This window comes from Acidobacteriota bacterium, from assembly GCA_016713675.1.
Taxonomy (GTDB): domain Bacteria; phylum Acidobacteriota; class Blastocatellia; order Pyrinomonadales; family Pyrinomonadaceae; genus OLB17.
In genome coordinates this window covers 1,239,171-1,252,456 of sequence record JADJOS010000001.1, presented here as the reverse complement: position 1 = coordinate 1,252,456, position 13,286 = coordinate 1,239,171, and the positions used below count along the sequence as shown (strand labels likewise).

The window sequence follows — 13,286 nt, the reverse complement described above, 5'->3', positions numbered from 1 at the left end:
ATCAAGCGAGCAAAATTTGGTTTGAGTCGATACTGTCTATTCTGCCAATACTTTCGAGTGCAAGCAAAACGGCACCTCGCAAAGATGATTCCTGGACGCTGCTCATGGTCAGTTCGCGGCCCAGTACGTCCGAGATTATCCGCGTCCAGACGGGAGAATCGCGGAGGGCTCCGCCGGAGGCGACTATTTCTTTTACTCTTACGACCGAGTTTAGCTGTTTTAAGATTTCGGCGAAGCGATAGGCGACCGATTCCATCGCGGCTTGGAGAATGTCGATGGAATCGTTCGCCGCGGTGAGGCCGTTGATCCCGCCTTGGGCGTCTTCGCGGTAAAGCGTACTGCGTTCTCCGTGAAAATACGGTGCGACGGTTAATCCGTGGGCTCCGAGCAAGCGGGTTGCAATCTGTTGTTCGGCGTCCTTTGGCAGATTAAGGTTCTTTTTCATCCACGCGTATAGATTGCCGCCGTCGGACAATGCTCCGCCGAGGATGACGCGTCGGCGGTCGATGCGGTAGCACCAGAGGCCGTCGGGAATCTTCGCGGGCAGTTGGCCCTCGTATGCGACACGCATCGCCCCGGATGTGCCGACCATCAACGCTGCTTTCGACTTTGTCATGCAGCCCGAACCGATATTATCAGCGGCGCCGTCCGCGATCGTCGGAAACCATTCGGCATTAGCGAGCCGCGGCCAGCGTTTTGCGTATTTTTTGTTGAGCTTAAATGTTTGATCGTCCGCCGCGATTGTGGGAAGCATGGCCGGCTTGATCTTCAGATATTTGATCAACTCCGCGTCCCATGCGCATTTTCGGATATCGAAAATGCCGGTTCCCGAAGCCATCGAGACGCTCGTGGCCATTTCATCAAAAAACCGGAAACCCAAAAGATCGCTAAACGACATCAGCACCGCAGCTTGCGAAAATGCATCCGGAAATTCCTTTCGCAGCCACATCAGCTTTGCCGGCCAAAAGCTGGAGTGAAATCTGGCACCGGTTCGGTTGTGAATTGCGGTCTCGTCAAAGCGCTTTCGAAGGACGGAAGTAAACGCACGGCCCCGCGTGTCGGCCCAGCCTAGAACGACGGGCGTGTGATCGCCTCTCGCATCGACACCGACTAGGCTGTGCCAGAATGAGCACGATGCGACATACGCGATCTCGCCCTTTAGTTTGTTTGTTTTTTCGAGGACCTGATCGATCGTAGCCACGACCTGATCGATCGCAAGGCCCGTATCGATCTCAAATCCACCGTCGGGCGTAACGCTAAATGAGCGCTCGATCTTGACCGAAGCACGTGGGATCGGATTTGCGTCGGAATCATAAATTGCGGCGCGAACGCTCGATGTGCCGATATCGAGAGATAGGATCAGAGGTTGTTTCAAGGGATTGAGACCGTCGCGGCCCGATGTAAAAAACAGATGTCAGTCGCCAGCTAGCAGCTTTCAGCAACGCGTTTACCCAAAGGTTTTCTTCATCCACCAGCGTAAGCCGACAAAAAGGAAACGGTAATCTTTCATAAATTCGGGCGGCTTGCCTTCGAAATAGTGGCCGATGAACTGTAGGATCCAACCAACGATAAAAAGCCCTGCAGCGATCCGCCACATGCCATCAACGAAAAATATCGACGGTATCAGCAGCAGCGAAATTGCGATCATCGGGATGCCGAATTGATGCGTTAGTTTGTTGATCGGGTGTTGGTGGCTCTCGGAATATTCTTCGATCCAATCGTCCCATGTGCGTCCGCCCATCATACGCTTTTTCTCCTGTCGGAATTTGCGATTATCTTACACCAATTTCATTTCCGCTGCAGTATTTTGACGTGCAGATCGTCGCCGAGATCGTGGTTTTCGATCTCTATGAAATTGTCGAGAAAACCATGCGGCATAAATATGTCTGCGTCCTCGACCTCGATGGGCACGAACGTCACTATCCAACGGTTGATCACGTCCGCAAAATCGGAGTATGTTTTGGCTCCGCCGATTATGTAGATGTCATTGTCGAAATCTCGCGCAAACGCAATCACAGCGTCTTTGCTTGCGAACCGCATTACGTCAGGCGGTATCTCGACATTGCCTGACCGGCTGAGGACAATGTTGAGACGGTTTGGCAGCGGACGCCCGATCGAACGCCACGTGTTTGCTCCCATGACGACCGCATTTCCCGTCGTCATTTCCTTAAAAAACTTAAGATCGGCGCTGTAATGCCACGGCAGTTTCCCGTCTTTGCCGATAGCGTAATTTTTTGAGATGGCGACGATTCCGATGATCATAAGTGATTTTTTGACGCAGAGGCGCAAAGACCGCAAAGGGACGTCTAAGTGCTAATTCTAGCTCCCTTGTAAACAGATACTTCCGAGCCTTTTGCTAGTAAGACGGAGTGAGGTTTTTCGTTTGCAAGGAACGCAAATTCGGCGCCGTAGGTGCCGCCAAAATCGACGTCGATCACTTCGTTTTTGACGGAAAAGAGTTCCCATTTCGGATGCGCCACTTTGTATTCATCGACGCGGTTGCCGCCGCGTTTTGTGTAGCCCCAATAGTGTTCTATGATGAATTCGCCGTGCGTACCCTCGGCGGGAACACCGACGCTTTGGTCGATCTCGACGCTCAGGTGATTGCGGCAGTCGCCTTTTGACCAGTCGTATGAGACGGTTGTTTCGGTTCGCATGTGGCTCATTGACCAACATTCGTACGGCTCACCGTATAAGACGCGAGCGACGGTTGAGATCGCAAATCGTGGAACTATCTCCTTTACAAAACATACCGCTCGGCGAGTTTCTCCATTGAATACGCGTTTGTTGTAAAAGCGTAAGTTCACCTCTTCGAAATCGATATGATACGGGATCGGGATCCCCAACACACGGGTATCGAGAAACATGAACCCAACGAGGCTGACAAAGCATTTGCCGTCCTGCAGATCGAGTTCGGTTCCGGCGGGCAGACGAGGTTCCAGCAGCGACGGATCCACCGCATAGTTGGCCATTATCAGGTCTTGCCAGTGTGCTGTCAGGAACCTCTGCATTACAAAATGATCCGTTTGTCTCTGGAACGAGCCGTCACTCTCGTCTGGTCAAAATACTCAAGCAGCGGTATCGCATATTTTCGCGATACGCCCGCGAGGTCCTTGAATCGCGCAACATCGATCGTCTTGTCGCCGGCCGATGCATACTTTCGCAGGGTTTCGGTCAGCCTATCGATTGTATGTTTCGCAAAATAGAATTCTTCCGTAACTTTAACAAGTTCGCCGGAATCCAGAAATCGCGCAAACAGCTTTTTCGCAACCGGCAGACCAAGGCCGGCGGATGCGGCGGCGTCCGATAGGGCTTCGTCGAGCCTTGGGACCGCAAGTCCGGCATCGGCAAACGTCGATCGGATCGAATCGGTCAACGCCTGCTCTGAGGGTGAAAGCTCGGTTCGATGCGCCGAAAGACGAACGGTGTCTTTTTCCGTTACGATCGTGCCGTTTGTCTCGAGTGTTGAAATCACAGCCTGAAATACTTCGTTCGGCAGATGCACAAAGGCTCTATCACGCAAGCCCTCACGCGACATTCCCTTTTCTAATGGCTCACGTCGGTGAAAATCGACAAGAACAGATTTTGCGATCCGGCTCAGCTCATCAAATTCGTTAGACGCCAGATAGATCCCGCCGCAATCTCTGATCGTTGCGCTTTCTACATTTGCGGCGATCGCGGCTGAGAAGGCATTTCGCTCGAGTCCGGTCCGCGCCAGAATATTCGAATAGCTCAAGCCGTCGGTCTTGGCTTTCATCACCATCGCCAAGATCATCGATGCAGCATCATTGCTATGAACTAATTCGTTGAGAAATTTGTGAACCGCGGGAAGTTCTTTAAGAGGGTGTTTTACGGCGGCATTGTCGAGGACCGTGCCGCCGGCGATCGTGATCTGCGGCGAATATTTGCGGATAATGAAGCGTTCTCGCGGAATCGCCACGACCGGAGATTCGAGCCGCACCTGGACAAAGCCCCGACTTCCGGGCTCGATCTCGCCGGTATCATTTAACACTTGAATTCGAGCTAGGGCTTCGACCGTTCCGAGATGGACACGGACTCGTTGGCGAGTTTTGAGCGGCTGGGCTGAGTCTGCCAGAACCTCTGTCTCGGCATCAAACATCTGTGTCGGCCATAGGACATCAGGGTCGACGAGTACCATTCCCCGCGCCACTTTTGAGTGGTCGATGCCGCCCAGATTTACAGCAACCCGCTGGCCGGGCATCGCAGTACTGACTTTTCGACCGTGAACCTGTATGCCGCGAACGCGGACATTGTACCCATCCGGCAAAAGCTGCATATCCGAGCCTTCGTCGATCCGGCCCGAAGCAAGAGTCCCGGTCACGACTGCACCAAATCCTTTGACTGAAAAGCTGCGGTCTATCGAAAGATGGCTAACTGAAGCCGAATTTCGCGATGTGATCCCGCCGCTTATCCTTGCGAGCTCTTTTCGAAGTGCTTCGATACCATACCCTGTTCGGGCACTTACCGGCACGACCGGAGCGTATTCAAGCGGCGTACCTGAGACGAGTTCGGCAACTTCGAGCATCGCGATTTCCAACGTTTCAGCATCCGCAAGATCGGTCTTAGTAAGTACAATTATGCCGTTGTCCACGCCGAGCAACCGGCAGATATCAAAGTGCTCGCGTGTTTGCGGCATAACGCCTTCGTCAGCGGCTACGACGAGCATGACCAGATCGATCCCGCTTGCACCGGCGAGCATGTTCTTTACAAACCTCTCGTGGCCGGGAACATCCACAAATCCAATATGCACACCGCCAAGATCAAGCTCAGCAAAACCGAGATCGATCGTTATTCCCCGCAGCCTTTCTTCCGGCAGACGGTCGGTATCAATGCCCGTCAGAGCCTTGATCAGTGCGGTTTTGCCGTGGTCGATGTGTCCGGCGGTGCCGACGATGAGGTCCATAGATCAAATAGCGGGCGAAGCCGGGAACGCGTAGGATCAATCAATGATCTCAAAATCGATCGATTGCGATGAGACCATGTTCTTGACCTTATCGCGGATTATTACCTGTAATGCATATTCACCCGGCAAAAGGTCATCACCGAGGCTCTTAAGGCCCGAATGTTCATTGATACCTGCCCGTGATTGGCCGGTCGTTTCGAGCGGCCTCTCGGCTTCGGTATCGATCAACTCGCCGTTCCGGTACAAGCGCACCTCTTTGGTGATTCGGCCTGAAGCGCTTGAATTATCAAAACGGACGTTATTGATGGTAAATACGTAAGGGAGCGCCGAGCCGGAACGAAACTGTCTGATCGACGGAGCACTTAAGGAAAAGACCGGTGCAAACGCCGCGCTTATGGGCCTGCCGACAAATGGCTTGGGCTGGCCGTCAGGTGATAATTCAGATGTGATCAAACCTGAAACGAGCAATTTATCGCTTTTCGGATCAGGAATATCAATAAGATCGCCGGCTGTTCCCAAACGCTTCGAATTATTGTCGCGCAATGCGAGTCGTAGCGTGTAGATTCCGGATCTTTTCAAAGGAATATCCGTCGAAAAATCGATCCCATTACGCTGAACTGTAGATAGTCCGCGTGCAGGTATGCGAATCGGGTAAGTTCGGTTAAATTCATCCGCGATCTTTCCTTTCTCATCTAAAATGACCGCCACCACATCAAATACGGCCTTTTTTTCGCCTGATGGTTCGTCGGTAAATGTGATGTCAGAGCCCTGAATGTGAACGATCAGGCGGACAAAACCGACAGCTCTCTCATCTTTGCCGAGCAACGTCGTCATCTGAATATCCAATCCGGTCTCGTCAAGCGGCGAACTGATCGCCTGAAACAAGGGGCTGTCGGCAGACTTATAAACTGTTTGCGTCTCTTTCTCTGTCCTTCCGTAAAACCCTTTACGAAAGCTCAATTCTAGATCGGGTTTGGTTACTTTCACATCTATCTTATGAAACGCTTTGCCGCTGAATGTCTCTTCGTCCGGTTCGTAAGCGATCAAATAGTAACCGGTGGTCGAATCGAGAACACGCGTCACTTCCCTAGCGAGGTCGTTGCTGTTGCGGACAAATTTTCCGCCGGTCGCGTACGCCAGGTACGAGATCCCTTCGTTTAGAGCCCTTTCTTCGTCTATGCGTTCTTGGCTCGCGATTCCAGTATTGTCCGGCCCGTTTATTATCCCCGGCAGCACTTCATCCTGAGCCATTAGCATGCCCGAAACGGTAACGCCTTTTGCACTGATCGTATTGATCACTACGGATGCTCGCGCCGCCTTATCAGCCAGATCACGGAGAGCATCGTATGAATCGGAGTCAAATTTTGTGAGAAGTCCGTCAGAGAGCAGAAATAGGGTTTTTCGCTGCGGCACGTTTTTGAGCCGTTCGACAACGAAATTCAAAACACCGATCGTCCCGGCGACATGATTACGGCGGTCACGATCTTCGTTGTCCTTTCGCGCCTTTTTGCTCTCCTCATTTTCAAATGTCGCCGCACCGGTACCAGTGGCTTTCAAGGTTGAATTATCACGAAGAGGTTCAAATGCACTGTTGCACGCGCCGGATACTATCAGATTGATCTTATTCAACTTGCGCTTGAGCAACTCTTTGTTGGAAGAATAGATCTGCATCAAACTCGATCCGCCCTTAGTGCGGTATATGGCAACGCGGTCGTCCGGCTGCATTTTTTGATCGACGAATTTTTTAATGTCATCGCGCATCATCGCGAGGCTTGCGGGCGAAGCGAGACAATTACCGTCATCGAGTACAAATGTGATGATTCGGCCCTGACGCGACCGTACATTCGCCGGCGGGACCGGAATAGCACGCTTTTCGATCTTGCTTGTTGTTGACACAATACGCGTTCTTTGCGCAGTATTCGAATCGACAAATGTAACGCTGGTTATCGTTTGGGGCTTGCCGTCCTGCGTAATGATAAAATCCTCTGGCTCGAGGCCTTTTACAACAACTCCGCTTTTGTCAGTAACGACCACGTCCATTTGTACAAGCGAGGTGGTTACTTTCACTGTTTCGTCCGGTGCGGGCGTCGGGGTCGGTTGTTGAGCGTATAACTGACCTGCCGCAAAAAAGGCGAACAAAGCGGCGAGTCCGGATAGTTTGATCTTCATACTGCTTCCTCACTATTCGACAAACTCAACTTATCTGAGAGTTGTTTTGGACACAAATTAAACCCTATCGAAATTTGCGTGAAATTATTGGTTTTCGATCTCGTATTCGCCGAGCTTTCGATATAGCGTCTTACGGCCGATATTTAACAAGCGGGCGGCATGCGACTTGTCGCCGCCGGTGTAATCAAGAGTCGCCTCGATGACCTGCTTTTCGATCTCGTCAAACGTTGAAGGCATTTCGATCTCGATCCCAAACGCCCGGCCTTCGCCCGCAGCGGTCGCACGTTCCTGCCTTACAAATGCCATCGCCCCGGCTGCCGTACGGCTGATAGCCTCGGGTAGATCACTGAGTTCGATCTGCCGCCCGGAGGCGATAATGACGGCGCGCTCGATCGCATTCTCGAGTTCGCGCACATTGCCTGGCCACTCATAATTTACGAGTGCCCGCATCGCTTCTTTCGAGATCCCAGAAATGAACCGGCCTGATTTTTGTTTATAGCTTTCAAGAAAGTGAAATACAAGCAGGTGAACATCCTCCGAACGTTCACGCAAAGCCGGGAGTGAGATGGGAAATACTGACAGTCGATAAAATAGGTCTTTGCGAAACGCGCCTTCCTCGATCGCCTTTTCGAGGTCCGAATTTGTCGCTGCAATGACGCGAACATCGGTCTTTAGCAGTTGTTTGCCGCCGACCCGCGTAAACTCACCATCCTGCAGTACGCGAAGAAGCCGAACCTGAGCCTGCAGGGACATTTCACCGATCTCATCGAGAAAGAGCGTGCCTCCGTTCGCTTCTTCAAAACGGCCCTGCCGCTGCGAACGTGCATCGGTAAATGCACCTTTTTCATGGCCAAACAGCTCTGACTCAAGCAGTGTTTCGGGTATCGCCCCGCAATTGATCTTGATGTAGGGCCGATTTTCGCGACCTGAATTGTAATGTATCAGGTTTGCGATCAGCTCTTTGCCTGTTCCCGATTCGCCTGTGATCAAAACGGTCGTGTTGGTATCAGCAACGTTCAATCCTAATTCGATCGCACGTCGGATCGACGGCGCCTGACCAACTATTTCGCTCTGCCGTTGATGCAATTCGCTCTTGAGCCGCATCACCTCAGCCGACAATTGATCACGCTCAAGAGCTGTTCCGATCTGGTCTGCAATTCCCTCGACAAGGGCCACGTCATGGTCAGCAAACGAACTTTCCTTGCTCCAAACAAATCCAAGCAGCCCGAATGCCTTTCCGGCGACATGCACCGGCGTGACCAATGCCGCCTTTCCGCCCAGTTGTGTGTTAAAGAACAGCCGGATCGCAAACGGCAGCTGTGAATCGACCAAGCGCAGCGTTTTGCCATCGCGCAGTAGTTCGCCGAGCGCGGAAAACGAATCTACGTCAAGCGATTTATTGTGCTGCTCGATCATCTTCAGGATCTTGCCGAGCTTGATGCCTTCCGCGGATTTGAATGACGCTAGAGATATACGTTTGCCGCTCTGATCGAGTACGCCCAGGGCACCATAATCCGCGCCCACGAGACCAATTGCTCGTTCCAGCACATCGGCCGATACCTCCTTAAAGTCTGACGACGAATTAAGTGTATTAGCGATCTCTAACAATGCGTTAGTTCGTCGAGTTTCTTGCTCTTGTGTGACGTAAAGGCTGGTGTATTGATACCCGATTGCGAGTTGCTGAGCGATCGACTCAAGAAAAGCGACCTCCTCGTCGAGCCACACGCGCGGGCTGTGTGTATCGTGCAGGCCAAGCAACCCGAGAACCTGATCCCTCAATCGAATGGGAATTATCAGCAGCGACTTTGTTTCGAGAGCTTTTGTAAAGAACTTGAGTGTTGCGTCTTTGGTCTTCGACGTGTCGTTGATCCTTACCGGCTTTGTAATGTCGAATCGCTCACCGAGCCTCACCGAGTCAAACGGAATCGTCGTACCTTCGCTTTTCGGCACACTGCGGTCCTTTCGCCATTCATGGCTTATTTTCAGTTCCTTGCCATCGCCGAGCTGTAGAAGGTCGCAGCGGTCAACGTCAAGCATCCGGCCCACCTCGGAAACGACAACGTTTAGAAATCGCTTAAGGTCGATGTCAGTAGGCAGATCGCGAGAGAGGCGGTAGATGATGGCCTCGCGGGCTTCCTGCATCTTCGCTCGCCGCTCAGGTGAGAGTTTCGGGGAATTTTCTAATTCGATCTGCATATCAACCGTGCCGTATGGTTAATTTGCGATGATGACGCACCAATGTCAAGTTGATACATACAGGCAGAATGTGTGTATTTTCGCGACACTACGGGCGTGTGGAAGAAGGCTTTGTGCCGCCCGGACGGTCCGGTTTCCGTTCCTTGGGGTCATCTTTCTTGGTTTTGTTGTCAATGGAAGCCGGTTTTGCTGCCGTGTTTGAAGGCCCGGCGACGTTTGCGTTTGTGTTTGTGTTTGCCATCGAATTCGAATTCGACTTTTTGCCTGAATTTGTGTTGTCAGGCTGGTTAAAATCTACGCGCCTGGCTCCGGCTTGGGCCTCCTCCAGGAGTTCTTCGGCTTCGGGATTTTCGGGGTCGAGTTCGAGTGCTTTTTTGAGCGGAGTGAGGGCTTCGTGATATTTGGCGAGTTTGATGCGAATGCCGCCCAATTCTGTTTGGTATTCGACGTCGTCGGATTTAAGTTTGACGGCTGTTTCGAACTCCTTTTCGGCTTCTTCGTCTTTGTTCAGTTTGTTGTAGGCACGGGCGAGGTTGAAGTGCGACACGGCATCATCGGGCGCGGCAGCGATCAGCTTTTTGTACGCGGTCACGGCCCTTTCGAACATTTTCTCGGAGTTTGTTTTCACCGGTTTGCTGCCGCTCGTCTCGCCCGGGACGACGTCGCCGGTGCCCGAGCGAAGAGCTTCTTTCTCGATCAATGCGTAGGCGATGCCCATCTTGAAATACGCCTCGGCGAAATCCGGACTTATCTCGACCGCCCGCTTATAGGCCTCGATAGCCATTTCGGTCTGGTTGTCGTCAAAAAGCCGGTTGCCCTCGGCAAATGCAGCGTTCGCGTCGGTGATCTCGGCAAACGGCGAAACGGTCGCCACATTTGCATTTGTCTCGGTGTTGGCGTTAACGGCCGCTTTCTTGCAGCCGAACTGCATTGAAAATGCGAACAAAAATATGATCAGAATCGCAGATCTATTCATAAAAACTGTTAAGAATATTTGGTATTATCCCGGCGGAAAGATGAACGGCCGTCCGGCGAGCAGATGAACGTGCAGATGAAAAACGGTCTGGCCGCCGTCGGCGTTGGTGTTGATGACGACGCGATATCCGTCGTCGGCAAAGCCCTTCGCTCTGGCAATGTCAGCCGCCGTAAGCAGCAAATGGCCGAGCGTCGCACTCATTGCTTCGTCCGCTTTGTCCAGCGAATCAACATGCTCGCGCGGAATTATCAAAATATGCGTCGGAGCCTGAGGCGACAGATCGTTGAACGCGAGGCACCGTTCGTCCTCAAAGACCTTTGCCGAAGGTATCTCGCCGGCAGCTATTTTACAAAATATGCAATCTTTCACAGCCATACTTAGATGACTTAATTAAATCACACGCCGCCCTAATTAGTTAATTTAAATCTCAAGCCGTCGTGTCGTGGACGCTCCCCGACGTATCCTGAACACGCTCGATGTCGGCTCCCAGCGAACGCAATTTTCGAACGATCGTCTCGTATCCGCGGTCGATATGATAAACACGGTCGATACGCGTTTCGCCCTCTGCACATAACGCCGCAAGCACGAGCGACGCCGACGCACGCAGGTCGGATGCGATTATCTTGGCTCCCATGAGTTGGGTTCGGCCTCGAACGGTCGCGGTATTACCGGCGATCTGGATGTCGGCGCCCATGCGGATCAATTCAGAGGCGTGCATAAAACGGTTTTCGAAGATCGTCTCGACGACCTTTGATTCGCCGTCGGCCTGGGTCATCAGTGCCATGTATTGGGCCTGCATATCGGTCGGGAAAAGCGGATGCGGCTCGGTCGTAACATCCGATGCTTTGAGGCCGCCGCTAGATCGTTTAACGCGGAGAGTGCTTTGGTTAAGCTCCTCGATATCGACGCCGGCTTCGCGAAGCTTCTCGATCACGGCAGTCAGATGTTCGGGACGGCAGCTCTTGATCTCAAGCTCGCCGCCGGTGATCGCTGCGGCGACGATAAACGTTCCGGTCTCGATGCGATCAGGAATGATAGTGTGTTCGGCACTGCTGAGGGCCTCGACCCCTTCGATCTCGATGACCGAAGTTCCGGCACCTTTGATGCGGGCTCCCATTTTGTTCAGCAGCTCGGCGAGGTCGTCGATCTCGGGTTCCTGAGCGGCGTTCTTGATGATCGTCTTGCCGATCGCGAGTGACGCGGCCATCATGACGTTCTCGGTTCCGGTGACCGTGACCTTTTCAAAATCGACGGTATTGCCGACCAGCCGGCCTTTCGGGGCACGTGCGACGACATCGCCCGATTCGAGTGAAACGACCGCTCCGAGCTGCTCGAACGCCTTCAGATGCAGGTCGATCGGCCGTGTTCCGATGGCGCAGCCGCCGGGCAGGCTGACCTTTGCCTGGCCAAATCTCGCGAGCAGCGGCCCGAGTGCCAAGACGCTCGCTCGCATGGTTTTAACCAACTCGTACGGTGCTTCGAATATCTGGACATTTGACGCATTCACCTTGACGGTCCGCAATTCGGGCGTCAAAGCGGTCGCTCCGAGATCCTCTAGCAGCCGCCGAAACGTGATCAGATCCTTTACATAAGGCACGTTGTGCAATATCACTGTCTCGGATGAGAGCAGCGTCGCCGCGAGGCAGGGCAATGCCGAATTCTTAGCACCGCTGATCTCGATCTTTCCATGCAGCGGCCGTCCGCCGCGTACCAAAAACTTGTCCATAAAATACTCCTACGCGCCGAATAGGATCACGAGGGCTGTAAGCAACCGTTATACATTCGAGAACGAAATGTTATCACAAGCGTCAAATGCGTGGAAATCCTGTGACAATTTAAGAAGGCGTTGCGACAGCATTTTTGCGGCTAGCGACAATCAAAAAGTGACTCAGCGACAATCTTTTTGACGCCTGCGACAATCCGTTTTTTGCTTAGAGACAGAGATATTCACCGCCGTCACCGCTGAAAACCGATAACGGCCACGCATCGCCCCAGCAGAGCGCCCACCACACCCATCGTTTTTCGATGTATCAAAATGGCCATTTGTGTCGTTTCGGCGCTAGTTTCGACGGAGATTTTAGTCGAAACAGCTCGATCTGATCGCAGTCATTTTCCGAACCGCAAGGATCGCCTAACACCTCATCAGGCGTAATGTGTCGATCTGGCACATCCCAACACCTGCGGCGACGGCGGTGGAGGCAGTCAGAAAAGGTTAAGGTCTGTTGTCGTTTCCGCGTAAGTTATAGAGGAAGCGTAACTTATAAAGATCATTCACGTTGAATCGCAGAGACAGCCGTGAGAAACATGGGAAGCCAATGGGTGTAAGGGTACGGCTGGGCAGTAATGGGAAAAATGGACGCTGATGGGAGACAGTTGGGATCGTACGAAACGGCGACGTGTTCGTCGCCGCCTTTGACCGAGACGATAACTTTCTTTGCTTTGCCCGAATTATCGTCGGTAAAGACGATCATTCCGTCGATGCCGCCGTCCGCGCCTTTCTTGACCTCTTTCTTTCCGGCCTCCGAGCCGAATGCTTTCGCTCCGATCAGCGGCAGAATCCACCAACTGGAAGCCATATTTGTCCTTGTCCGCGAGTTCGCGTGCTCCTTCAATGTCCTCGGGTTGGCCGATGACGCGGTACTAAAGGCTCCCCTCCTTACGAAGGAGGGGTGGCGGCGTTTCGCCGACGGGGTGGTTTTTAGTTTCGGTTTGTGCAGGTGGTTCTATAGTGAGCGATGCGTCTTCGGTCGCGGGAGAGAGAACCACCCCGTCACCCGAAGCGGGTGCCACCCCTCCTTCGTAAGGAGGGGAGCTTTTTGTTGTCTTTTTTGTACCAACAGGAACCATATTGAACGAGTCTTGCAGCCGCAGTTTCATGAGGCCGACGGCGAGATGAGTGACATCAATACCGGTCCATTCGCGGTTAAGTTTCTGAGCCGCCGCGATTGTCGTTCCGCAGCCGCAGAAAGGATCGGGAACTACGTCGCCTTCGTTCGACGATGCCTGAATGATGCGTTCGAG

The 13,286-nt window shown here is 52.8% G+C and carries 12 protein-coding genes; all 12 read right to left on the bottom strand.

Going from position 1 to position 13,286, the window contains the following annotated elements:
- Position 1: 1 nt before the first annotated feature.
- Complete coding sequence (locus IPK01_05675) at positions 2-1,375, bottom strand: gluconokinase (GenBank protein ID MBK7932981.1); 1,374 nt, start codon at positions 1,373-1,375, stop codon at positions 2-4.
- Between the two features lie 72 nt (positions 1,376-1,447).
- Positions 1,448-1,744, bottom strand: a complete 297-nt coding sequence (locus IPK01_05670) for a DUF962 domain-containing protein (protein MBK7932980.1) — start codon at positions 1,742-1,744, stop codon at positions 1,448-1,450.
- A gap of 44 nt (positions 1,745-1,788) precedes the next feature.
- Complete coding sequence (locus IPK01_05665) at positions 1,789-2,262, bottom strand: dihydrofolate reductase (GenBank protein MBK7932979.1); 474 nt, start codon at positions 2,260-2,262, stop codon at positions 1,789-1,791.
- Positions 2,263-2,306: 44 nt separating this feature from the next.
- Entirely contained in the window at positions 2,307-3,011 is a 705-nt protein-coding gene (locus IPK01_05660; GenBank protein ID MBK7932978.1) for a DUF2071 domain-containing protein, read from the bottom strand.
- Positions 3,011-4,924 (bottom strand): selenocysteine-specific translation elongation factor, encoded by a 1,914-nt coding sequence (gene selB / locus IPK01_05655; GenBank protein ID MBK7932977.1) that lies wholly within the window; start codon positions 4,922-4,924, stop codon positions 3,011-3,013. Before selB ends, IPK01_05660 begins: the two co-directional genes overlap by 1 nt.
- Before the next feature lie 36 nt (positions 4,925-4,960).
- The gene (locus IPK01_05650; protein MBK7932976.1) at positions 4,961-7,093 is read right to left on the bottom strand and encodes a VWA domain-containing protein; all 2,133 of its coding nucleotides are present in this window, start codon (positions 7,091-7,093) and stop codon (positions 4,961-4,963) included.
- Positions 7,094-7,177: 84 nt separating this feature from the next.
- Positions 7,178-9,289, bottom strand: coding sequence for a sigma 54-interacting transcriptional regulator (locus IPK01_05645; GenBank protein ID MBK7932975.1), 2,112 nt, complete (start codon positions 9,287-9,289; stop codon positions 7,178-7,180).
- An 88-nt stretch (positions 9,290-9,377) separates the two neighbouring features.
- A complete protein-coding gene (locus IPK01_05640; protein ID MBK7932974.1) occupies positions 9,378-10,265 on the bottom strand; it encodes a tetratricopeptide repeat protein in 888 nt (295 codons plus the stop codon).
- Positions 10,266-10,289: 24 nt separating this feature from the next.
- Positions 10,290-10,634 (bottom strand): histidine triad nucleotide-binding protein, encoded by a 345-nt coding sequence (locus tag IPK01_05635; GenBank protein ID MBK7932973.1) that lies wholly within the window; start codon positions 10,632-10,634, stop codon positions 10,290-10,292.
- 58 nt (positions 10,635-10,692) lie between these two features.
- Positions 10,693-11,991: a UDP-N-acetylglucosamine 1-carboxyvinyltransferase gene (gene murA / locus IPK01_05630; protein ID MBK7932972.1), complete on the bottom strand. Its 1,299-nt coding sequence runs from the start codon at positions 11,989-11,991 to the stop codon at positions 10,693-10,695.
- 541 nt (positions 11,992-12,532) lie between these two features.
- Positions 12,533-12,841 carry a hypothetical protein gene (locus tag IPK01_05625; protein ID MBK7932971.1) on the bottom strand — a complete coding sequence of 103 codons (309 nt, stop codon included), beginning with the start codon at positions 12,839-12,841 and terminating at the stop codon, positions 12,533-12,535.
- A gap of 64 nt (positions 12,842-12,905) precedes the next feature.
- Entirely contained in the window at positions 12,906-13,277 is a 372-nt protein-coding gene (locus IPK01_05620) for a hypothetical protein (GenBank protein ID MBK7932970.1), read from the bottom strand.
- Positions 13,278-13,286: the final 9 nt, after the last annotated feature.